This window comes from Phaeovulum sp. W22_SRMD_FR3, from assembly GCF_052113705.1.
In the GTDB taxonomy this organism is placed as follows: Bacteria; Pseudomonadota; Alphaproteobacteria; order Rhodobacterales; family Rhodobacteraceae; genus JBGQOG01.
Window position 1 is genome coordinate 287,892 of the sequence record NZ_JBGQOG010000005.1, and the last position, 21,145, is coordinate 309,036.

Sequence of the window (21,145 nt, forward strand, 5' to 3'; positions counted from 1 at the left end):
TTTCGTGCGGGAGTTGACGGCGGTCGGGTCAAAGCTCGGGAATGGTGAGGGCGCGGCCCATCCGGGCCTCGACGCGCATGTATTTCCACAGGCGGTGGTCCTCGTCGTCGACGACGATGGTGCGCAGCAGGTTGCAGGCCGCCACCACCGCGTCGCGGTTGGGGAAATCGCAGAGCATGTACCAGGTCCAGGGGAAGGACGGCGAGGTGCCGACCTGCGTCTCGTCATCGTCGAGTGTGCCCAGCACCACGACACCCTCGAGCCGGGCGACGCCCGCCATGAACGCCTGTGTTGCGCCCCAGACCGCGCCGATCTTGTTGAACGGCAGGTCGAAAAAGGCGGGTTGTACCGCGAGGCAGAGAAGGGTGCGGATCGGTTTGATGTCGGTCATGTCATATCCTGTTCAGCGCGTGAATTACGGGAAACCGGGGGCGGCGGGCTGCTCGAGCAGGGCGGCACCGGCCATTTGCCAGCTGCCCGCGCCGACGAAGGCGTGTTGGGCAACACCGGCGGCGTCGATCATGTAGCGGCCCAGCGGATGCCCGGTGTTGAGGGATTCCGAGCCCCCCAGCACAAAGGCAATTCGGGCAGCCTCGGCGCTGTCTTCGGCGGCCTTGGAGGCGACCTGACGCAGCCGGATATGGGTGGCACGGTCGACCTCGCCCGCGGTGAGCATCTGGTGCCAACCCTCTTCAATCGTGTCGTAAAAGGCCGCGCGCGCGCCCAGGAGCAGACCCTCGGCCTTGGCAAAGCTGCTCTGCACATAGCCACGGGCCGCCGGGCTTGGCGCGCCGGTGATCGAGCTGCGGCCAATCGCATCATCGCGCAGCCAGTCCAGCGCCGCGCGGGCGGTGCCAAGCGCCACCACGGCCAGCACCTGCGCCGCCAGCGCCATCGCGGGATAGCGGAAGATGGCATCATCCATCGTGGGTTTGCCGCCGCGGATGAAGGTCCAGTCTTCGGGCACGATGACCTTATCGGCGGTGATGTCATGGCTGCCGGTGGCGCGCAGCCCGATCGTGTCCCAATTGTCGAGAACGGTGACTTCGTGGCGCTGCATGATCGCGGTGCGCGGCAGGGGCGTGCTTTCGCCCGCAATCTTGATCCCGGCGCCGACAAGGGATGCGCCCATCACCCCCGAGACCCAGGGCCACCGCCCGGAAACCTCAAGCCCGCCTGCCACCCGTTGGGCGTTTTGCGGCGGGAACATGCCGCCCGCAAACACCGTATCGGGATCGCTGCCATAGATCTTGGCATAGGTCTCCGGCGGCAGCGCCGAGAGATAGGTGGCAGAGACGCCAAAGCTCGCCACCCAGCCCGCCGAAGCATCTGCCCAGGAGATTTCCTCGATCATCCGGCAAAATTCAGCGGGGGATTTCGCGTCACCGCCAAAGCGTGCGGGTACAAAGGCGCGGTAGATCCCAACCTTTTGGAAACGCGCGACAATATCTTGCGGAATGTGCCGCAGGCTCTGGAATTCCTGACTTCTGGCGCGGATGTCCATCTTGAGACGGTCCATCTCCGTCTCGGGCCGGGTCGGGGTCGACGCATTCATCGGATTGCTTCCTTCGGCTGAAATTGGGGAACGGCGGCGCTGAACCAGGCGGCAACGGCGCAAAGATAGGCATCCTCGCCCTTGCGCCCGACGAACTGGATGCCAACGGGCAGGCCGCTGGCCGAGGTGGTGGGCAACACCAGCGCGGGATGCCCCGAGAGGTTGAACGGGCGCAGATAGCGGGTCAGGGGCAGGATCACCGCGGGATCGGCGGCCGCCTCGGCGAGGGTTGGTGGGACCACCGGCAGCGCCGGGGTGATCAACACGTCGAAGTCGCCGAGCGCCTGATCCACCTCGGCGGTAAAGCGCAGGCGGATGTCTTCGGCCTCAGCGACCGCTGCATCGGTGATCAGGGCCGCTGCTTCCAGACGCGCGCGCACATCGGCCCCCAGCAGCGCGGGCCGGGCGAGCAGATGGCCAAAGGCACGGTAGGTCTCGCGGCCGATCAGGGTCATTCCGGCGCGGAAGGCCGCGTCCAGCAGCGGCAAGCTGTAGAAGGCGGGAATGAAATTCTGCTCCATGATCGGCAGGATCAGCGCATCGCCAACCTCGCGGGCAAAATCGGTGCGCAACCGGCCGATGCGCGGTGCCTTGGTCAGGGTTTGCGAAACGAATGCCGGATCGATGATCGCCATCGCCCGCTCGATCATCTCAATGGAGCGCGCGAAAGGGCCGATGCAATCGAGGGTGCTTTCGGCGGGGGCCGCGCCGCGCCGGTCAACGCGCCCGAAAGTCGGCTTGAAGCCGATGACACCGCAGCAAATGGCGGGCTGGCGGACAGAGCCGCCGGTGTCGGTGCCGATGGCAAAATCAACCAGACCTGCCGCCACCGCCACCGCCGACCCCGAGGACGAGCCTCCGGGGATCCGGTCGGGCCATCCGGGATTGACCGGCGTGCCGAAATGCGCGTTCACGCCGGTCATGCCATAGGCCAGCTCATGCATATTGGTTTTGCCGAGGACCCTGCAGCCCGCCTCCAGCAGCCGGTCCACGACGACCGCATTCTTCGCGGCGGCCCCGGCATCTGCAAAGGCGGCAGAGCCGCTGCGGGTCACATGACCGGCGATGTCGATGCAATCCTTGATGGCCACGGTCGGCCCCTGCTTTCCCGTTTCCGGGAAAACCTCGGTAAAGACAGCAGCGGGCAGGGCGGTCGTGAGGGACATGCGGTGCGGCCTCGTGCAAGTGACGTGATTTATAACATGAACATTACTGTAATAAGACATTCGGTCAACATGATTCGAGATGGCTTTTGCAGAAATGTCATTATTTTCATTGGCTTATGATTGGTGCGCGCCCGAAGGGCCCCGATCCGCGAAGTCGCGGCCGGGGGCGGTTCTGCGGTGGCTTTGGGCAGAGCACATGCCGCCAGAGGCACATCGGATGCTCGCGCAGAGACCCTAGCACGGCATTTGGCACATTTTTGTTGTTTGTTCTGCAAGAGTGTTTTTCGGCTTTTGGCAAACTTCAGCTTTGTCAGTCATTGCAGGGCGTTGCGGCAGCGCGCGCCGGATTTACAGTAATATTACCGCTTGATCGATATGTCCCCGCGCTTAGGGTGGCCGGATACGCCCGCCGCAGTCCCCGTGGCGGGGCGATGCTTTCAGCAGATAGGACCGACCGATGACCACCACACCCGACATCCAATCCCTTGTCCGCCGCATTGAAACCCTTGAGGCCGAAGCTGAAATCCGCCGGATTCAAGCGCGCTACTTCTTCCTCTGCGACACACCGATCCCGGAGTTCGGCATTGATACGGACGCGGAGAGGATCGACGCGATCCTGGAATTGTTCGACGAAACCGCCGTTTGGGAAGGCGTGGGCGAATTCTATGCCGGACAGTTTGGCCGCGTGGAGGGCAAAGCGGGGCTGCGCAAACATTTCGAGAATTTCTGGGGCAGCCGTCAGGATCCGAAGCTGATCCTGAATTGCCATTACCTGACCACCGAGCAGATCCATGTGGCGGCGGACGGGATGACGGCCGAGGCAAACTGGGTGCATATGCAGCCCTGGCTGTTCTCCGACGGCAAGGCACTGCTGCGCTCTTCGCGTCTGTGGAATGCGTTCCGCAAATGCGAGGATGGCAAGTGGCGCTACACCCGCAACCGCACCGAGAATGTGTTTGTGGCGCCGTTGCCGGCGACCTGGGCCAGCGATTACCCGCAACAATCGGTCCTGATGCAGCCCTGAGCGAGATCAGCGGTCCCCTATTCGTTGTCGCGGATGGGGGCCGCTTCGCACGGCAGCGGCGCAAGCGCGCCCGTTCATCGAGCCTCAGATGCCGCTACATCCTGCCCGTCAAAGCGTTCAGCAATGTGGCGTTGAAGGCACCCGCGGCTTCGATGTTCACCAGATGCCGCCCGGGCAGAGACACGGCGCGCCCCTGGCAAACCGTTGCGGCGATGGCCGCAAGATCGGCGGGCGGGCACACCGGATCATCGCTGCCGGAAATCGTCAGCACCGGGTTGGCGATCTGCGCAATGTCGGCGCGCAGATCCGCGCCCGCCAAAGCGGCACAACAGCCAACGTAGCCTTCGACCGATGTCATCTCAAACTGCTGCAGAATGCCGCGGACGGTCTCAGGTTGCGCGGCGCTGAAGGCGGGGGTGAACCACCGCGCGCCTGTTCCCGGGACCAGAGCGGCAAGCCCGTTCTCGGTCACCTCGGTGATCCGCGCGGCCCAGCCCTCGGCGCTGCCGATCCGCGCGGCGGTGGCGCAAAGAACAAGCTGATCAAACCGATCGGCGGCATGTATCCCCAGCCATTGCCCGGTCAGGCCCCCGATCGACAAGCCGCAAAAATGGCTCTGGCGAATGTCGAGCGCATCCAGAAGCGCGATCACATCGCCCCCCAGATCGGCCAGCGCATAGGGCGGCGGTGGGGCGCTAGAGCCGCCATGGCCCCGGCGGTCATAGCGCAGGATGCGAAAGTGATCCGACAGCGCCGCCACTTGCACGTCCCACATGTGCAGATCGGTGCCGAGGGAGTTGCAAAACACCAGCCAGGGGGCCTTGGTGGCCACGCCATCCATCCGGTAATGCAGGCGATGCGTCGGCAAGTTGAGATAGGGCATGGCTTTTGTCCGCTGGATGGGGCTGCTGGGCCGCGGCCGCATCCGCATCGGCCGCCGGGCTCGGGCTTGCAGGCGCCGCCCGCGCGGGTGACGGGGGCGGCGTTGCGAGGGTGTCGGGCAATGCATTGGTCGCGGCGGCGCTGTGGCACAGGATCTGTGCGGACCACAGTTGCCGCAAGAGCGGGCCCCGCGCGCAGGGCCCGCCGAAGATGGATCAGGCGACGGCGCGGCGACGCTGTTCGTTGATCTGATTGTCGACGCCATCGACCAGCGCGGTCAGGTGGATGTCAAAGGCAATCTCGGCAAACGGGCCGGTCAGGTTGTTCGCCTGAATGCTGGCCGCATCGCTGCGCTCGATCACCGGCGGCACCAGCCCTTCACGGGTCGCATAAGCGAAATCGTCATTGATCAGCGGATCGCCTTCGATGTTGATCTGCGTCGTCAGCTTGCGGTGGCCGTCGGCGCTGATGAAGAGGTGAATATGCGCCGGGCGCTGGCCGTGGCGGCCCAGGGCAGAGAGCAGCTGCTCCGTCGGGCTGCCCGGGGGCACACCATAACCGCTGGGCAGGATGCTCTGGAATTTATAGCGGCCCTCGGCATCGGCAATGATCGTGCGGCGCATGTTGAAGGGCGCCTGTTTGCCGGTCGGGTCAAAATGCGAGTAAAAGCCGCGCGTGTCGCAATGCCAGATCTCGACCTTGGCGCCCGGCATCACCTGGCCATCCGCCCCGAAAACCCGGCCATGCATGATCAGCGTATGGCCGCTTTCGTCCCGGCCGTCGTCCAGCCGGGCGAAACCCACCGATTCCGGCGCACCGGCCACATAAAGCGGGCCTTCGATGGTGCGCGGCGTCGGGTTTTCAATGCCCATCTCGGCGTCAATCGCGTCCAGACGCTCGTCGATGAAGTGGTCAAAACCAAGCCCGGGCGAGATCAGCCCCGCCTGACCGGCGGCACCGATGTCATTCAGCCAGGCGATGCCGGACCAATATTCATCGGGGGTGATGTTGAGATCGTCGATCGCCTTGAACAGGTCCGAGACGAGGCGATGGGTGATCTCTTTCATCCGCGGGCTGCCGTCAGGCTGGTTGAAGCCGCTGAGGACCTTCAGAAATTCCTGAATGTCGGGCCGGTCGAAAATCTTGACTGTCATGGTGGGTCTCCTCCTGAATGTGCATTGGGGGGGCGGGCAGGCTGTCCTCCTTCCGCCCGGGGCGGGTCAGCTGTCATCCTCGCGGATCGAGGAGGGATGCCGCAAAAGCGGTGTCACGCTGATCTCCATGTATTTGAAGAGCGGCAAGCCCGACAGGATCGCGTGCAGTTCGGCATTATCCGCCACGTCAAAGATGCTGAAATTGGCGTATTCCCCCGCCAGACGCCAAATATGGCGCCATTTGCCGCGGCGCTGCAGATCTTGTGCATAGGCCTTTTCGCGCGCGAGGATGCCCGCGACCTCGGCTTCGGGCAGGTCGTGGGGAAGGCGGACATCCATTCGGACATGAAACAGCATGGCGTCTCCTATCGTGCCGGGTAAATCGTGCGGTGCAGTCCGTCGCGGGCGAAACGCGCCACGCGGTCGTCATCCAAGGCGATGCCAAGGCCGGGCCCGGTTGGCACGGTCAGTTCAAAGTCACTGTAGTCCAGCGGCTCTTGCAGGATCTCTTCGGTCAGCAGCAGCGGCCCGAACAGCTCGGTGCCCCAGTGCAGGTTTGCGAAAGTGGCGAACAGCTGCGCCGAGGCGATGGTGCCCACCGCGCCCTCCAGCATGGTGCCGCCATAGAGGCCGATGCCTGCCGCATCCGCGATGGCCGCAACCCGCTGGCCGTTGAACAGCCCGCCGCTCTGCTCGATCTTGACGGCAAAGACATCGGCGCCGTGCACCCGGGCAATTTCAAAGGCGGATTCCGGCCCGGTCAGCGATTCATCCGCCATCAGCGCCACCGGAAACCGGCGCACCAAGCGGCCAAGCGCCGCGGCCGAGGCAACCGGCTGTTCCACCAGTTCACAGCCCGCCGCCGCCAGCGCGGCCATGCCAAAGGCGGCCTCGCTCTCGCTCCAGGCCATGTTGACATCGACCCGCACGGCGGCGCGGTCGCCGAGCGCGCGTTTGATCTTGGCGACATGGGCAATGTCGTCCTGCAGGTCTTTGGCGCCGATCTTCAGCTTGAAGATCCGGTGCCGCCGCAGGTCGAGCATCCGCTCGGCCTCGGCAATGTCGCGGGCCGTATCGCCCGAAGCGAGGGTCCAGGCCACCGGCAGACGTGCGCGCCGCCGACCGCCCAGCAATTCGCTCACCGCCAGGCCTGTGCGTTTGCCCTGCGCATCCAAAAGCGCCGTCTCCACCGCGCTTTTCGCGAAGCGGTTCTCTTTCACCATCTTGCCGATGCGCGCCATCAACGCCTGCACCTGCGCCGCGGCCTGACCAATCATCAGCGGCGCGAAATAGGTATCCACCGCGAGCTTCATCCCCTCGGGGCTTTCGCCGCCATAGGCCAGCCCGCCGATGGTGGTGCCCTCGCCGATCCCCGTCACACCGTCGCTGCAATGAACTTTGACCAGCATGAGGGTCTGGCCGTCCATCGTCGCCACCGACAGCTTGTGCGGCCGGATGGTGGGCAGGTCGATCAGCAAGGTCTCGACCCGGTCAATGACGGGGCCGGAGGTGGCGGTGGCAGCAAGGGGGGCAAAGGTCTGATTCATGCGCATAGTGTGCACCCCGCCCCAATAGGACGTCCAACACCATTTGGCTTTGATATTATACCTATCGGGTATTATCATTGGAAGGTGATGGGGTTTTGGTGGCATTATGGCCTGCAAAATACCGAAAACGCCGAGTTTCTGAGGGGGGAGACCAGCATGGATCTGCGCCAGATGCGCTATTTCGTCGCCGTTGCACGCGAGCGGAATTTCACCCGCGCGGCGCAGATCCTGCACATCGCCCAACCGCCGCTCAGCCGCCAGATCCAGCTGCTGGAGGAGGAGCTTGGCGTCGTGCTTCTGCTGCGCAAAAGCCGCCCCGTCAAACTGACCGAGGCGGGGCGGCTGTTCTATGAACAATCCTTGCAGGTGCTCGGGCGGGTGGATCAGATGAAGGCGGCCACCCAGCGGGTGGGGCTGAACCAGAACAGCGTGCTGTCGATCGGTTTCGTCGCCTCGACCCTCTACGGCGGCCTGCCGCTGCTGGTCAGGCGGCTGCGCCAAAGTGCGCCGGAGCTGGATGTCCGCCTGCTGGAGATCCTCTCGACGCCGCAACTGCCTGCGCTGAAAGAGGGCCGGATCGATGTCGGCTTTGGCCGTCTGCGCCACAGCGATCCCAATATCGTCAGCACCGTTCTGCATGATGAGCGTCTGGTCGTCGCCGTGCCGCTCGACACGCCCCTCGCCGAAGAGACCGGGCCGCTGTCGCTGGCGATGCTCGGCGGGCAAAACCTGATCGTCTATCCCAGAGAGCCCCGCCCGAGCTACGCCGATCAGGTGTTGAGCCTGCTGCAACAGGCGGAGGTGCGCCCCGCCGAGGTGCATGAAGTGCGCGAGATCCAGACGGCGCTGGGGCTGGTCGCGGCGGCATCGGGGGTCTGCATCATCCCGGCCTCGGCGCGGCAGATGCGCTCTGACGTGCTTTACCGCGCGATCGAGGATACCCGCGCAACCTCGCCGGTCATCCTGAACCACCGCGTGGGCGACACGTCGCGCCCGCTCGAACTCATCAAGGCGCTGATCCGCGACATCTATGCAGAAGACGCCGCCTCCGCGGAGGAAGGCGGCACGGCTCCGGCCCGGGGGGCAGAACGCGTCTGACGGCGGTTCGGGCGGCGGGGACGCTGCGCGGTTGCGCGGTTGCAGATGGCCGTTGCTCTCTTCTGGCTGACAGGTGAGTATTCCGGCCTGACAGCAACCTGCGGCAATTCGGAGTGCATATCTGTGACCAAAACCATCATGGCATTCGGCGACAGTCTGACCTGGGGCAGCAATCCCGCGGATGGCGGGCGGCATGCCTACGAAGACCGCTGGCCCAGCGTGTTGCAAGCGGGGCTGGGCACGCAGGCGCGGGTGATCCCGGAGGGGCTGGGTGGGCGCACCAGCGCCTTTGATGATTTCACCGCCGCGTTTGACCGAAACGGCGCGCGTGCCTTGCCGATGCTTCTGGCGTCCCACTCTCCGCTGGACCTGGTCATCATCATGCTGGGGGCGAATGACCTCAAGGCCGTGATCAGCACGGCGCCGCATGCCGCCATGGCCGGAATGGGCCGTCTGGTTGAGATTATCCGGACCTTCCCCTATGGCACCGGCCTGCGCATGCCGCAGATCATGATCGTCTCGCCACCGCATTTTTGCCTGCGCGCCAATGGTGAGCCGCCGTTGTCCGGGCGGGTGGTCGAGCAAAGCTATTTGCTGGCCGAAGGGTACCGGGCGCTGTCCGAGGCGCAGGGCTGTGCGTTTTTTGATGCGGCGACAGTGGCCCGGCCCAGCCCCGTGGACGGCGTGCATCTGGATGCCGAGAATACCCGGGCGATCGGGAGCGCCCTGATCGAGCCGGTGCGTGCCTTGCTGAACTAACGCCCGGGTGGCAGTCGCGCGCGGTGCGGGCCGCCAGCTGCGGCGGGCCTGTGCATCACGCCAAGCGCCAAGGGCAAGGCTGCGCGCTCATCACCGGGCCGAGGCGCGTCACGGCGCGCAATCTGCGCCCCCATCGCGTCGCCTCCGCCCCGGCGGCAGGTGTCCCGGCCGGATCGCCATCCGCGCCCGCGTGATATCCTGGCCCACCTCAGGCTGGGCCACGTCAGGTTGGCCGACCTCAGGCTGGTCCGTGTCAGGCTGGCCCGCGTGAGCTTGGCCGCCGGGGGGGGGGGCCGGCACCCGTCCCGGGGCGGTGCCGCTGCTTTTGCCACCTCAAGCTGCTTTCTTTACGCGGATTTTACGCGCTGGCCCGGCTTTCACATAGCGCGTTTACGCGGCTTGGGCCGATCAAACCCGCATGGAAACTGCGGGAGACCTATCATGGCAGATCTCATTTACCTCGGACTCGGGCTGGCGGGCTTTGGCCTGTTTGCCGCTGCTCTGCGCCTCATCGACCGGATGTGAGGGGCAGATGTTCGACATCATTCTGGGTCTCGCCGTCGCGGCGGGAATGTTCGGCTTTCTGATCCTGGCGCTGGCGCGTCCGGGGCGGTTCTGAGGGGGGGCATGATGCGGGATCTTCTGGGCTATATCCTGTTTTGCGCCGCGCTGACGGCGGGCGGCTGGGTGCTGGCGGGCCATATGGCGCGGGTGTATGCCGGGCGGCGCACGGCGCTGTCGCGGGCTCTCGCGCCTTTGGAGCGGGGCATCTACCGGCTGGCGGGCATCCGTGCGGACAACACGCAAGGCTGGCAAAGTTATGCGCTGGCGGTGCTCGGGTTCAACATGCTGGGCTTTGTGCTGCTCTATGCCGTTTTGCGGCTGCAGGGCCTGCTGCCTCTGAACCCCGAGGGCATCGGCGGCATGGCCCCCGATCTGGCCTTCAACACCGCGGTCAGCTTTGTCACCAACACCAACTGGCAGGCCTATTCCGGCGAGGCGCAGCTGAGCTATCTGGCGCAGATGGCGGGGCTGACGGTGCAGAATTTTGTCTCCGCCGCCACCGGCATGGCGGTGGGCGTGGCGGTGATCCGCGGGTTCACCGGGCCAAAGGGCCTGGGCCTGGGAAATTTCTGGGCCGATATGACGCGCTCGGTGCTCTATGTCCTGCTGCCGCTCTCGGTCGTGCTGGCGCTGGTCCTGATGGCGCAGGGCGTGCCGCAAACCCTGCTGGGGGCGGCGCATGTCACCACACTCGAAGGCGCGGATCAGGTGATCGCGCGCGGGCCGGTGGCAGCTCAGGTGGCGATCAAGCAGCTCGGCACCAATGGCGGCGGCTTTTTCGGCGTGAACTCGGCGCATCCGTTCGAGAATCCGACGATCCTGTCGAACATGGCGCAGAGCTTCGCCATCTTGCTGATCCCGGTCTCCTTTTGCTTTTTGTTCGGCCGCATGGCCGGGGACCGGCGTCAGGGCTGGGCGATCTATGCCGCGATGGGCGTGATGTTTATCGCGGGCCTTGCGGTGATCTGGAACGCCGAGCTGGCCGGGTCTGCCGGTTTCGCTTCGGGCGGTAATCTGGAGGGCAAGGAACAGCGCTTTGGCGTGGCGCTCTCGGCGCTCTGGAGCATGGCGACCACCGCCGCCTCCAACGGCTCGGTCAATGCGATGCATGACAGTTTCATGCCGCTCTCGGGGCTGGTGCAGATGGTCAACATGCAGATCGGCGAGGTGATCTTTGGCGGCGTCGGCGCGGGGCTATACGGGATGCTGCTTTATGTTGTGCTGGCGGTGTTTCTGGCCGGGCTGATGGTGGGGCGGACGCCCGAATACCTCGGGCGCAAGATCGAGGCGCGGGAGGTGACGCTGGCGATGCTGGCCTTTCTGTCGATGCCGCTGGGCATTCTGGTCGGCGGCGCGGTTTCGGCCACGCTGCCCGCGGCCCTCGCCTCGGTGCAGGAGCCCGGGCCACATGGGCTGAGCGAGATCCTCTATGCCTATTCCTCGGCGGTGGGGAACAACGGTTCGGCCTTTGCGGGCTTTGGTGCGGGCACGCCCTGGCAGACAACGGCGCTGGGGGTGCTGATGATCCTGGGCCGCTATGCGATCATCCTGCCGATGCTGGCCATCGCCGGATCGCTGAGCGGTAAGCAACAGGCGCCCGTCACCGCGGGCACCTTCCCGACGCATGGGCCGCTGTTTGTCACCCTGCTGATCCTGACCGTCGCGGTTCTGGGCGCGCTGACCTTCTTTCCGGTTCTGGCGCTAGGCCCCATCGCGGAAGAGACCGCGCGGATCGCCGGGCAGACGTTTTGACCCACCGGGCGGCCCCCCGCGCGGCCGCCCCCCTTCTTTCCCTGACGAGGACCAAACGATGTCCACCCGAACCCTGCCCCGACACGGGCTTTATGCGGCGGCGCTGAAGGCGGCCGTTGCCAAGCTGCATCCCCGCGCGCTGATGGGCAATGCGGTGATCTTTGTCACCGCCGTCACCGCGATGCTGACCAGCGTTCTGGCGCTGCGCGATCTGGCGGTGGCTGCCCCCGGCTGGGGGGTGAACCTGCAGATCGCCGTCTGGCTTTGGGTCTGCGTGCTCTTTGCCAATTTCGCCGAAGCCCTGGCCGAAGGGCGCGGGAAGGCCCGCGCCGACAGTCTGCGCGCCACCAAGGCCGAGACCATGGTCAAGCTCTTGACGCAGGAGGACGACACCGCGCCGCGGCTGGTGCCCTCGGCCTCGCTGCGCCCCGGGCAGCTGGTACTCGTCGAGGTGGGCGATCTGGTCCCCACCGATGCCGAAGTGATCCGCGGTGTCGCCTCGGTCGACGAAAGCGCGATCACCGGCGAAAGCGCGCCGGTGATCCGCGAGTCGGGCGGCGACCGCTCATCGGTCACCGGTGGCACGCGGATCGTGTCGGATCAGCTGATCCTGAAGATCGTGGCAGAACCGGGCAAAAGCTTTCTCGACCGGATGATCGCGATGGTTGAGGGGGCCGAGCGGCAGAAAACCCCGAATGAAATCGCGCTGAACATCCTGTTGACCGGCCTTACGCTGATCTTCCTGATCGTGGTGGTGACGCTGGAGCCGTTCGCGCGCTATTCGGGGATCGTGATCCCGGTGATCACGCTGGCGGCGCTGTTCGTGACGCTGATCCCCACCACCATCGGCGGCCTTCTCTCGGCCATCGGCATCGCCGGGATGGACCGGTTGGTGCGGGCAAATGTGATCGCGAAATCGGGGCGCGCGGTGGAGGCGGCGGGCGATGTCGACACGCTGTTGCTCGACAAGACCGGCACGATCACCTTTGGCAACCGGATGGCGGATGCTTTCGTGCCCGCCCGCGGGGTGAGCGAGGCCGAACTGATCCGCGCGGCGCATCTCGCCTCGCTGAGCGATGACACGCCGGAGGGGAAATCCATCATTGATCTGGCGCGCAAACTGCTGCCCGATTTGGCCGCCGATGCGGCGGTGCAGGGGGAGACGGTGGTCTTCTCGGCGCAGACCCGGCTCTCGGGCGTTGATCTGCCGGGCAGGCGGCTGCGCAAAGGCGCGGTGGACGCGGTGGAGCGCTTTATCGGCGCGCCTGCTGATGCCGCCCTGCGCGCCAAGGTCGACGAGATCGCCCGCTCGGGGGCCACACCGTTGCTGGTGGCGCAAGATGACCGCATTCTGGGCGCGATCCATCTGAAGGATGTGATCAAGCCCGGGGTGCGGGAACGCTTTGCCGAGCTGCGCGCGATGGGGATCCGCACGGTGATGATCACCGGCGACAACCCCCTGACCGCCGCCGCCATCGCCGCAGAGGCGGGGGTGGATGATTTTCTGGCCGAAGCGACGCCGGAAATGAAACTCGACTATATCCGCCGCGAGCAGGCGGGCGGGCGGCTGGTGGCGATGTGCGGCGACGGCTCAAATGACGCGCCCGCACTGGCGCAGGCGGATGTGGGCGTGGCGATGAACTCCGGCACCCCGGCCGCGAAAGAGGCCGCCAATCTGATCGATCTCGACAGCGATCCGACCAAGCTGATCGAGATTGTGATGGTGGGCAAACAGCTGCTGATCAGCCGCGGCGCGCTGACCACCTTCAGCATTGCCAATGATGTGGCGAAATACTTCGCCATCCTGCCCGCCATCTTTGTCGTGGCCTATCCGGGGCTGGGGGTGCTGAACCTGATGGGGCTGAGCAGTCCGCAAAGCGCCATCCTCTCGGCGGTGATCTTCAACGCGCTGATCATCATCGCGCTGATCCCGCTGGCCTTGCGCGGGGTGAAATACGCCCCCGCCAGCGCGGCGGCCCTCTTGCGCCGCAACCTCACGCTTTATGGCCTCGGCGGTCTTGTGGTGCCCTTCATCGGCATCAAGGCCATCGATATGGCCGTGACCGCCCTTGGTCTGGCCTGAAAGGAGATCCCGATGCTGACCCATCTTCGCCCCGCCGTCACCCTCCTCGCCGCAATGACCCTGCTCACCGGCCTTGCCTATCCGCTGGCAATGACCGGCCTCGCGCAGGCCCTGGTGCCGCAGACCGCCAATGGCGGCCTGATCGCGCGGGAGGGCCGCGTGATTGGCGCTGCGCTGATCGCGCAGGGCTTCACCACCCCCGGCTACCTGCACCCGCGTCCTTCGGCGGTGGGGTATAACGCCATGCCCTCTGGCGCCTCGAACCTCGGTGCCACCTCGGCAACCCTTGCCGCCGAGATCGCCACCCGGCGCGCGGCATGGGAGGCCGAGAATGGCGCGACGGCCCCGGTGGATGCGGTGACGGCCTCGGCCTCGGGGCTTGATCCCGACATCTCGCCCGAGAATGCCCGCCTGCAGGCCAGCCGCATCGCCGCCGCGCGCGGCGCGCCGCCAGAGGCGGTTCTGGCGATCATCGCCGCCCATACCGAGGGCCGCTGGCTCGGCCTCTTTGGCGCGCCGCGGGTCAATGTGCTCGTGACCAATCTCGCCCTTGACGCCGCCCTGCCGCTGCCGCTTGCTGACGGCAGCTGAGGAGTGCCATGCCGGATCTGCCGCGCCCTGAACCTGATGCCCTGCTGCCCGAAGCCCGCCGTGAAGGCCGGGGGCGGCTGAAGATATTCCTTGGCGCGGCCCCCGGCGTGGGCAAGACCTACGCGATGTTGCAGGCGGCGCGGGCGCGGGCCTCCGAAGGGGTGACTGTGCTGGCGGGCGTGGTCGAAACCCATGGCCGCGCCGAGACCGAGGCGATGCTGCGCGGGCTGGAGGTGCTGCCGCGCCGCCCGGTCTATCACAACGGTCGCATCCTGCAGGAAATGGACGCCGAGACGCTGATCGCCCGCCGCCCCGATCTGGCGCTGATTGACGAGCTGGCGCATGCCAATCTCTCGGGCGGGCGGCATGAGAAACGCTGGCAGGATGTCGAGGATGTGCTGGCCGCGGGGATTGATGTCTACACCACGCTGAACGTGCAGCATGTCGAGACGCTGAACGACACGGTGGCGCGGATCACTGGGGTCAGGGTGCGCGAAACCGTGCCGGATGTAGTGCTGGCACTCGCCGATGAGATCGAGCTGGTCGATCTGCCGCCCGATGAGCTGATCGCGCGGCTGCGGGCGGGCAAGGTCTATGTGCAGGATCAGGCGGCGCGGGCGGTGGCGAATTTCTTTGCCAAGGGCAATCTGACCGCCCTGCGCGAACTTGCCATGCGCACCGCCGCCGACCGGGTGGATGCGCAGCTGCAGGAACACATGGCGGCGCATGCCATTCAGGGGCCTTGGCCAACGCAGGAGCGTATCCTCGTGGTGCTGCCCGAAGGGGCGGTGGGGCGCGATGCGGTGCGGATCGGCAAACGCTCGGCCGACCGGGCGCGGAGCGAATGGCTGGCAGTGGCGCTGACCAGCCTGCGGGCGGAAACCCGCGCGGATCAGGCAGGCGATGCGGCGCAGGACGGGGGGCATGACGGGGCGCGCGACGGGCCGGCAGGGGCATTGCGGCTGGCCGAGCGGCTGGGGGCCGAGGTCAGCGTGCTGCAGACCGAGCGCGACGCGGTGCAGGAGGTGGTGGCCTTTGCCCGTGCCCATAACGTCCGCCGCATCGTGGTGCCGCGCCCGCGCCCCCGGGGGCGTCTCGCCTCCTGGCTCGCGCCGACCGCGCACGAAATTGCGGTGGCGGGCCTTTTGCGCGCGGCGGTGCAGTTCGAGCTGACCCTCGTCACCGATGACGAAAGCCCGGCCCGCCAGCGCCAGCGGCCCGCCGCGCCCGCCTGGTCCGACGCCAGCCGCCGCATCGGCACGGTGGCACTGGCCGTGGGGGTGACGACGCTGGTGGCGATGGCCGCAGACCGGCTGGTGCCAGTGCTCAGCCTTTCGCTGATCTACATGACGACGGTGGTGGCGGTGGCGGCAAAGCTGGGCCGCTGGCCCTCGGTCGCGGCGGCGATCCTCAGCTTTGTGTTCTACAATCTCCTGTTCACCGAGCCGCGCTATACGCTGCATGTCTGGAATGAGGCGCAGTTTCTGACGCTGCTTCTGTTTCTGGTCGCCTCGATCCTGACCGGCAATCTGGCGGCGCGGCTGCGCGAACGGGTCATCGCGCAGCGCGCCATCGCGGACCGCACGCGCAAACTCTATGACTTTTCGCGCAAGGCGGCGGCGGCGGCCTCGGTGGATGATGTGGTCTGGGCGGCGGTCAGCCATGTGGCGGCGGTGCTGGAATGCGAGTCGATCCTGCTGTTGCCCGATGCCGAGGGGCGGCTGGCCATCGTCGGGGCGTTCCCGCCCGAAGACCGGATGGAACCGCGCGAGATTTCCGCCGCGCGCTATGCCTATGAGCACGGCGAACCGGCGGGCAAAGGCTCGGCCACGCTGCCCGCCTCGCGCTGGTTGTTTCTGCCGCTGGCGGCCTCGGAGCGGCGCATCGGCGTGCTGGGGCTGAGCTATGCCGATGGCCGCGAACCGGCGCCGGGAGACCGCCGTCTGGTGGAGGCGCTGGCCGATCAGGTGGCGCTGGCGCTGGAGCGGGTGCGGCTGGCCGATGATCTCGCGCAAAGCCGGGTGCTGAGCGAGACCGAACGTCTGCGTTCGGCGCTGCTCTCCTCGGTCAGCCATGATCTGCGCACGCCGCTGGTCTCGATCCTGGGCGCGGCAGAGGGGTTGGAGCAAGCCGGGCTGAGCGAGGGCAGCCGCAGCCTGCTGGCCGGGACCATCCGCGAGGAGGGCGAGCGGTTGGACCGCTATATCCAGAACCTGCTGGACATGACCCGGCTGGGGCATGGGGCGCTGAAACCGCGCACCACCGCCACCGATCTGCGCGAACTGGCAGGGGCCGCACGGCACCGGCTGCGGGGTGTCTTGCGCGGTCAATCGGTTGCTGTGACCATCCCCGCCGATTTGACGCCGGTGGAGGTGGACCCGATGCTGATCGAGCAGGTTCTGGTGAACATCCTTGATAACGCCCGCAAATATGCCGGGCCCGACAGTCCGATCCGCATCGGGGCCGAGGTTTGGCGCGGGCGGGCGCTTCTCTCGGTGGAGGATGACGGGCCGGGCCTGCCACCGGGGGCCGCCGCGCAGGTCTTTGACATGTTCTGGCGCGCCGAGCAGGGTGATGGTGGGCGCACCGGCACCGGTCTGGGCCTTGCCATTTGCAAAGGGATCGTGGAAGCCCATGGCGGCAAGATCCGCGCCGAAGCCGTGCATCCGGACGGGCGGGGCACGCGGATCGTGATGGAACTGCCGCTCTGGAACCCCGAGGTGTCACATTGAACCCAGCGCAAGCCCGCATCCTGATCGTTGAGGACGAAGCGCCGATCCGGCGGTTTTTGCGGCTGGCGCTGGAGGCCGAGGGGCATCTGGTCTCGGAGGCCGCCACCGCGCGGGACGGGATCGCGCTGGCGGCGAAAGAAGCCCCGGCGGTGATGATCCTTGACCTCGGTCTGCCGGATGCCGATGGGATCACCGTGCTGAAGGCGGTGCGCGAATGGTCGCAGATGCCGGTGCTGATCCTGTCGGTGCGCAGCGATGAGGCGGGCAAGATCGCGGGCTTTGATGCGGGCGCGCAGGATTACGTCACCAAACCGTTTTCCACCGGCGAGTTGCTGGCCCGTCTGCGCGGCCTTTTGCGTGACCGCGCGCGCGAGGCGGCTCCGGCGGTGCTGACCCTCGGGCCGCTGCGCATTGATGCGGCGGACCATCGGGCGGCCTTGCAGGGCGAGGATCTTAAACTCACGCGGCGCGAGTTTGATCTGTTGTGGCTTTTGGCCAGCCATGCCGGGCGGCTGGTGACACAAAAGATGATCCTGAGCGCGATCTGGGGCCCGGCTCACACCGAGGACAGCCAGTATCTGCGCGTCTATATCCGGCAATTGCGCGCCAAACTGGGCGATGATGCGGCCGATCCCCGGTGGATTTTCACCGAGCCGGGGGTGGGATACCGGCTCAGCGACAGCTGAGCGCGGCCGCGCCGCCGCCCGATGGCCCCGGCGCGCGGCCGCAGGTCCGTGTCGGTCTTGGTAACTGCTCCCACCCGCTGCCTCCTCCCAGCCAAGCGCTGCCATTTGGGCGGTTTTGGGGGAAGCCTTGCCCGATCCGGAAGGTGGCAGGAGGCGCGATTATCTTCATATAGGTAATATACTATCGGCTAAATATGCATGTTTTGCGAATGCGTAGATACTTCATTCGATAAATATACTTGAAACCTAAAATAAAAAGTGAAAATGTGACCGTGACGCCGGGCGACTCATGCTGTGGCGCTCTGGGCGCAAAGTTCAGTCAACGGGGAGAGAGGGAAATCATGACCGACAAGATTGTGCCGGTGGTCACGCGCGGCAGCGAGTTGGATGGCAGCACCAATCAATCGGGCGATTGCGTCCGCAAATCAGGCGTCAGCCCGCAGCACACTCCTGCCACCAAGATCTGGTTCGGCCGGGTCAGCAATGAGCCGGGCCACCGCTCGCCGCCGCACCACCATGAGGAATGCGAAACCGGCGGCTATGTGCTGAAAGGCCACGGCCGGATCTATTTCGGGGCGGATTACGCCGAGTTTGTCGACCTATACGAAGGTGACTTTGTCTTTGTGCCGCCGTTCATGCCGCATGTTGAGGTGAACATGAGCACGACTGAGGAGCTGGTCTGGCTGACCTGCCGCACGCCGGACAATCTGGTCACCAATCTGCCCGACGTGCCGGATGCGCAGCTTGCAGGCTATCGCCGCCCCTAAGCGTGCGGCGGCGCGTCGCGCGTGCGGACCCTTGCCCCCAGATCACATAAGGAAACCGGAATTGAAACTTCTGAGGTTCGGAGAAAGGGGCGCGGAGCGTCCCGGCCTGCTGGATGCCGAGGGCCGTTTGCGCGACCTGTCCGGCATTCTGGATGACATCACCCCGGCCGCGCTGACGCCGCGGGCGCTGGACCGGTTGCGGGCGCTGGATCCGTCCAGCCTGCCGCTGGTGCCGGGGCTGCCGCGCATCGGGGCGCCGCTGTCTGGGATTGGAAAATTCCTTTGTGTCGGGCTGAACTATGCCGACCACGCGCGCGAAACCGGCAAGGAGCCGCCCGCCGAACCGGTGCTGTTCTCCAAGGCGATCAGCGCCGTCTGTGGCCCGAATGATGATGTGGAAATTCCCCGTGGCTCTGACCGCACGGACTGGGAAGTCGAGCTGGGCATTGTCATCGGCAGCCGCGCGAAATATGTCAGCGAAGCCGAGGCGATGGCGCATGTCGCGGGCTATGTGCTGGTGAATGATGTCTCGGAGCGGCGCTTTCAGTCAGAGCGCGGCGGGCAATGGATCAAGGGCAAAAGCCACGATACCTTTGGCCCGATCGGTCCCTGGATCGCCACGCGTGACGAAATCCCCGATCCGCAGGCGCTCGATCTGTGGCTGGATGTCGACGGCACGCGGCGCCAGACCGGCAACACCCGGACGATGATCTTCCCGGTGGCGCATCTGGTGCACTACATTTCGCAATTCATGACGCTGGAGCCGGGCGACATCATCGCCACCGGCACGCCGCCGGGCGTCGGGCTGGGCATGACGCCGCCGACTTTCCTGCGCGAGGGCCAGGTGGTCACGCTGGGCATCCCGGGACTGGGCGAGCAGCGCCAGCGCATGGTGCAGGCATGAACGGGTTTGACAAAGCCCGCGCGGCGCTGACCGACCTGACCGGGCGCAGTGCCATCGTGACCGGCGCGGGCCGGGGCCAGGGCGCGGTTGAAGCCGAGATGCTGGCGCGGGCCGGGGCGGCGGTCTGGCTCTGCGATGTTCTGGTCGCAGAGGGCGAGGCGCTTGCGGCGCGGTTGCGCGGCGAGGGGTTGCAGGCCGAATTTCTGGCGCTGGATGTCACCGATGCCGCGAATTGGGCAACCGTGGTTGCGGCGGTGACGGCCGCGACGGGGCGGCTGGATGTATTGGTCAACAACGCCGGGATCATCAACCGCAAGCTGATCCGTGACATGTCGCCCGCCGAATGGTCAAAGGTGATCGAGGTCAATCTGACAGGTGCTTTTCTGGGCATCAAGACAGCGGCACCGGTGATGGCCGAAACCGGGGGCGGCAGCATCGTCAACATCTCGTCCAACAGCGCGTTTTCGGGGCATTACGACCCGGCCTATACCGCCTCCAAATGGGGTCTGCGGGGGCTGACGCGCTCAGCGGCGATGGAATATGCCGAAGCGGGGGTACGGGTGAATGCGGTCTGTCCGGGGCTGATCGTCACCGATCTGAACCGTGGGTCGCCGCATCTGGCACCGATGATCGGGATGACGCCGATGGCGCGCAGCGGTGAGGCCGAAGAGGTCGCGCAGCTGGTGCTGTTTTTGGCTGCGGAGGGTTCGGGCTTTATCACCGGTGAGGATTTCGTCATCGACGGGGGCTTTACCGCCGGTGCGGCCTATCGCCGGGTGGCCCGCGAAACCGGGCTTCTCTAGGCGCAAGCGGCGGTTCCGTGCCCTGCGGCGCGCGGAACCCATGCCGGTACAGCCGCAGACACCGGACGCCTTTCCGGGGTGCGCAGCCGAGCCACCAACAGGGAAAGCCAAAATGACTCCTTTCAAAGGACTGATGACACGCGCCGCAGCTGGGCTGACGGCGCTCTGCCTTGCCATGCCCGCCACCGCCCGTGAACCGGGCGTGCCGCCCACCATCCCGCCCGGCGCCACCATGGGCGTCCCCATCGCCGCATCACCACCGCCGGGGCTCTATTTCAGCCTGCGCAGCGGCTATTCCGACACCACCTTGCGCGACGGGCAGGGCGATGCGATGGGCGCCGATGTCCGCATCCGCGACACGGCGCTGCAATTCCTGTGGGTGCCCGGCACGCAGTTCTGGGGGGCCGATTACAAGGCCATGGTGCTGCTGCCGATCCTGGACATCCACCAGACCTTGTCCGCGCCGATGGGCAGCGGCAGCGCGGGCAAAACCGGGCTGGGCAATGTGGAAATCCGCCCGGTGGATCTGTCCTGGCAGATCGAGCCGGGGATCTTTGTGAATGCCGGGTTCAGCATTCATGCCCCCACCGGCTATTGGAGCGGCACCGCGCCCGTCAGCACGGCGGGCCATTTCTGGTCACTCGCCCCCAGCGTCGGCTTCAGCTATCTGCGCGATGGCTGGAACCTGTCGGCGCATGCGATCTACTTCGTCAACGGGCGCAACCGGGACAACGGCTACCGCTCGGGCAATGAGATCAACCTGAACCTGACCGCAATGAAAGGCGTTGGCGACTGGAGCCTGGGGCCGGTGGCCTATTGGCGCAAGCAGGTCAGCGGGGATGACAACGGCGGCACGGCCTATGGCGGCACCCGCTTTGGCCGCGCGGAACAGCTGGCGCTGGGGCTGGGGGTTACCAGACAGATCGGCAAGGTCAGCGCCAATCTGATGCTCACCGATGATGTGGTGGCCAAAAACACGCTGGGCGGGCAACGGCTGTGGGTGAATTTCACCTTGCCGCTGGGCCAGTAAAGCAAAAACCGGGGCGGTACTGCCGCCCCGGCTGTTTCGGGGTTTCCT

20 protein-coding genes are annotated in these 21,145 nt (G+C 66.1%); 13 read left to right on the forward strand and 7 right to left on the reverse strand.

What is annotated here, in order from left to right:
• Nucleotides 1-28: 28 nt before the first annotated feature.
• From ACEN2S_RS09375 to ACEN2S_RS09385, 3 genes are read right to left on the reverse strand one after another with little or no spacing between them, the layout of a single operon-like run.
• Nucleotides 29-391, reverse strand: a complete 363-nt coding sequence (locus tag ACEN2S_RS09375; RefSeq protein WP_441865394.1) for a hypothetical protein — start codon at nt 389-391, stop codon at nt 29-31.
• Nucleotides 392-415: 24 nt separating this feature from the next.
• The gene (locus tag ACEN2S_RS09380; protein ID WP_441865395.1) at nt 416-1,555 is read right to left on the reverse strand and encodes an acyl-CoA dehydrogenase family protein; all 1,140 of its coding nucleotides are present in this window, start codon (nt 1,553-1,555) and stop codon (nt 416-418) included.
• Nucleotides 1,552-2,721, reverse strand: coding sequence for an amidase (locus ACEN2S_RS09385; protein ID WP_441865397.1), 1,170 nt, complete (start codon nt 2,719-2,721; stop codon nt 1,552-1,554). The genes ACEN2S_RS09380 and ACEN2S_RS09385 overlap by 4 nt, the downstream gene beginning before the upstream one ends.
• Before the next feature lie 457 nt (nt 2,722-3,178).
• Here ACEN2S_RS09385 and ACEN2S_RS09390 point away from each other — a divergent pair, with 457 nt between their 5' ends.
• Nucleotides 3,179-3,745 carry a nuclear transport factor 2 family protein gene (locus tag ACEN2S_RS09390; protein WP_441865399.1) on the forward strand — a complete coding sequence of 189 codons (567 nt, stop codon included), beginning with the start codon at nt 3,179-3,181 and terminating at the stop codon, nt 3,743-3,745.
• Between the two features lie 94 nt (nt 3,746-3,839).
• Here the strand turns inward: ACEN2S_RS09390 and pcaD are convergent, their stop codons facing one another.
• The 4 genes from pcaD to ACEN2S_RS09410 all read right to left on the reverse strand — a co-directional run bounded on the left by pcaD (nt 3,840) and on the right by ACEN2S_RS09410 (nt 7,334).
• Nucleotides 3,840-4,628: a 3-oxoadipate enol-lactonase gene (gene pcaD, locus ACEN2S_RS09395; RefSeq protein ID WP_441865401.1), complete on the reverse strand. Its 789-nt coding sequence runs from the start codon at nt 4,626-4,628 to the stop codon at nt 3,840-3,842.
• A 214-nt stretch (nt 4,629-4,842) separates the two neighbouring features.
• Nucleotides 4,843-5,781 carry a catechol 1,2-dioxygenase gene (catA, locus tag ACEN2S_RS09400; RefSeq protein WP_441865404.1) on the reverse strand — a complete coding sequence of 313 codons (939 nt, stop codon included), beginning with the start codon at nt 5,779-5,781 and terminating at the stop codon, nt 4,843-4,845.
• A 66-nt stretch (nt 5,782-5,847) separates the two neighbouring features.
• Nucleotides 5,848-6,138 (reverse strand): muconolactone Delta-isomerase, encoded by a 291-nt coding sequence (catC, locus tag ACEN2S_RS09405; protein WP_441865407.1) that lies wholly within the window; start codon nt 6,136-6,138, stop codon nt 5,848-5,850.
• 8 nt (nt 6,139-6,146) lie between these two features.
• Complete coding sequence (locus ACEN2S_RS09410; protein WP_441865410.1) at nt 6,147-7,334, reverse strand: muconate/chloromuconate family cycloisomerase; 1,188 nt, start codon at nt 7,332-7,334, stop codon at nt 6,147-6,149.
• A gap of 150 nt (nt 7,335-7,484) precedes the next feature.
• Between ACEN2S_RS09410 and ACEN2S_RS09415 the strand changes: the two genes are divergently transcribed.
• The 12 genes from ACEN2S_RS09415 (at nt 7,485) to ACEN2S_RS09470 (ending at nt 21,097) form a co-directional block, all read left to right on the forward strand.
• Entirely contained in the window at nt 7,485-8,426 is a 942-nt protein-coding gene (locus ACEN2S_RS09415; RefSeq protein WP_441865413.1) for a LysR substrate-binding domain-containing protein, read from the forward strand.
• Between the two features lie 123 nt (nt 8,427-8,549).
• Complete coding sequence (locus tag ACEN2S_RS09420; RefSeq protein WP_441865416.1) at nt 8,550-9,185, forward strand: SGNH/GDSL hydrolase family protein; 636 nt, start codon at nt 8,550-8,552, stop codon at nt 9,183-9,185.
• A gap of 418 nt (nt 9,186-9,603) precedes the next feature.
• Entirely contained in the window at nt 9,604-9,804 is a 201-nt protein-coding gene (locus ACEN2S_RS09425) for a hypothetical protein (protein WP_441865419.1), read from the forward strand.
• A gap of 11 nt (nt 9,805-9,815) precedes the next feature.
• Nucleotides 9,816-11,501 (forward strand): potassium-transporting ATPase subunit KdpA, encoded by a 1,686-nt coding sequence (gene kdpA, locus ACEN2S_RS09430; protein ID WP_441865422.1) that lies wholly within the window; start codon nt 9,816-9,818, stop codon nt 11,499-11,501.
• 58 nt (nt 11,502-11,559) lie between these two features.
• The gene (kdpB, locus tag ACEN2S_RS09435; protein WP_441865425.1) at nt 11,560-13,584 is read left to right on the forward strand and encodes a potassium-transporting ATPase subunit KdpB; all 2,025 of its coding nucleotides are present in this window, start codon (nt 11,560-11,562) and stop codon (nt 13,582-13,584) included.
• A gap of 12 nt (nt 13,585-13,596) precedes the next feature.
• Complete coding sequence (kdpC, locus tag ACEN2S_RS09440) at nt 13,597-14,175, forward strand: potassium-transporting ATPase subunit KdpC (protein WP_441865428.1); 579 nt, start codon at nt 13,597-13,599, stop codon at nt 14,173-14,175.
• A gap of 8 nt (nt 14,176-14,183) precedes the next feature.
• A complete protein-coding gene (locus ACEN2S_RS09445) occupies nt 14,184-16,907 on the forward strand; it encodes an ATP-binding protein (protein ID WP_441865431.1) in 2,724 nt (907 codons plus the stop codon).
• Entirely contained in the window at nt 16,904-17,593 is a 690-nt protein-coding gene (locus tag ACEN2S_RS09450) for a response regulator (RefSeq protein WP_441865434.1), read from the forward strand. The genes ACEN2S_RS09445 and ACEN2S_RS09450 overlap by 4 nt, the downstream gene beginning before the upstream one ends.
• 341 nt (nt 17,594-17,934) lie before the next feature.
• Entirely contained in the window at nt 17,935-18,360 is a 426-nt protein-coding gene (locus ACEN2S_RS09455) for a cupin domain-containing protein (RefSeq protein WP_441865437.1), read from the forward strand.
• 61 nt (nt 18,361-18,421) lie between these two features.
• Complete coding sequence (locus ACEN2S_RS09460; protein ID WP_441865440.1) at nt 18,422-19,264, forward strand: fumarylacetoacetate hydrolase family protein; 843 nt, start codon at nt 18,422-18,424, stop codon at nt 19,262-19,264.
• Nucleotides 19,261-20,067 carry an SDR family NAD(P)-dependent oxidoreductase gene (locus tag ACEN2S_RS09465; RefSeq protein WP_441865443.1) on the forward strand — a complete coding sequence of 269 codons (807 nt, stop codon included), beginning with the start codon at nt 19,261-19,263 and terminating at the stop codon, nt 20,065-20,067. Before ACEN2S_RS09460 ends, ACEN2S_RS09465 begins: the two co-directional genes overlap by 4 nt.
• A 112-nt stretch (nt 20,068-20,179) precedes the next feature.
• Entirely contained in the window at nt 20,180-21,097 is a 918-nt protein-coding gene (locus ACEN2S_RS09470) for a SphA family protein (RefSeq protein WP_441865445.1), read from the forward strand.
• Nucleotides 21,098-21,145 lie beyond the last annotated feature (48 nt).

Bases quoted from the DNA above. Each gene is read 5' to 3' on its own strand.
- ACEN2S_RS09375 (WP_441865394.1), bottom strand. From the start codon at position 391: ATGACCGACATCAAACCGATCCGCACCCTTCTCTGCCTCGCGGTACAA.
- ACEN2S_RS09380 (WP_441865395.1), bottom strand. From the start codon at position 1,555: ATGAATGCGTCGACCCCGACCCGGCCCGAGACGGAGATGGACCGTCTC.
- ACEN2S_RS09385 (WP_441865397.1), bottom strand. From the start codon at position 2,721: ATGTCCCTCACGACCGCCCTGCCCGCTGCTGTCTTTACCGAGGTTTTC.
- ACEN2S_RS09390 (WP_441865399.1), top strand. From the start codon at position 3,179: ATGACCACCACACCCGACATCCAATCCCTTGTCCGCCGCATTGAAACC.
- pcaD (WP_441865401.1), bottom strand. From the start codon at position 4,628: ATGCCCTATCTCAACTTGCCGACGCATCGCCTGCATTACCGGATGGAT.
- catA (WP_441865404.1), bottom strand. From the start codon at position 5,781: ATGACAGTCAAGATTTTCGACCGGCCCGACATTCAGGAATTTCTGAAG.
- catC (WP_441865407.1), bottom strand. From the start codon at position 6,138: ATGCTGTTTCATGTCCGAATGGATGTCCGCCTTCCCCACGACCTGCCC.
- ACEN2S_RS09410 (WP_441865410.1), bottom strand. From the start codon at position 7,334: ATGCGCATGAATCAGACCTTTGCCCCCCTTGCTGCCACCGCCACCTCC.
- ACEN2S_RS09415 (WP_441865413.1), top strand. From the start codon at position 7,485: ATGGATCTGCGCCAGATGCGCTATTTCGTCGCCGTTGCACGCGAGCGG.
- ACEN2S_RS09425 (WP_441865419.1), top strand. From the start codon at position 9,604: ATGGAAACTGCGGGAGACCTATCATGGCAGATCTCATTTACCTCGGAC.
- kdpA (WP_441865422.1), top strand. From the start codon at position 9,816: ATGCGGGATCTTCTGGGCTATATCCTGTTTTGCGCCGCGCTGACGGCG.
- kdpB (WP_441865425.1), top strand. From the start codon at position 11,560: ATGTCCACCCGAACCCTGCCCCGACACGGGCTTTATGCGGCGGCGCTG.
- kdpC (WP_441865428.1), top strand. From the start codon at position 13,597: ATGCTGACCCATCTTCGCCCCGCCGTCACCCTCCTCGCCGCAATGACC.
- ACEN2S_RS09445 (WP_441865431.1), top strand. From the start codon at position 14,184: ATGCCGGATCTGCCGCGCCCTGAACCTGATGCCCTGCTGCCCGAAGCC.
- ACEN2S_RS09455 (WP_441865437.1), top strand. From the start codon at position 17,935: ATGACCGACAAGATTGTGCCGGTGGTCACGCGCGGCAGCGAGTTGGAT.
- ACEN2S_RS09465 (WP_441865443.1), top strand. From the start codon at position 19,261: ATGAACGGGTTTGACAAAGCCCGCGCGGCGCTGACCGACCTGACCGGG.
- ACEN2S_RS09470 (WP_441865445.1), top strand. From the start codon at position 20,180: ATGACTCCTTTCAAAGGACTGATGACACGCGCCGCAGCTGGGCTGACG.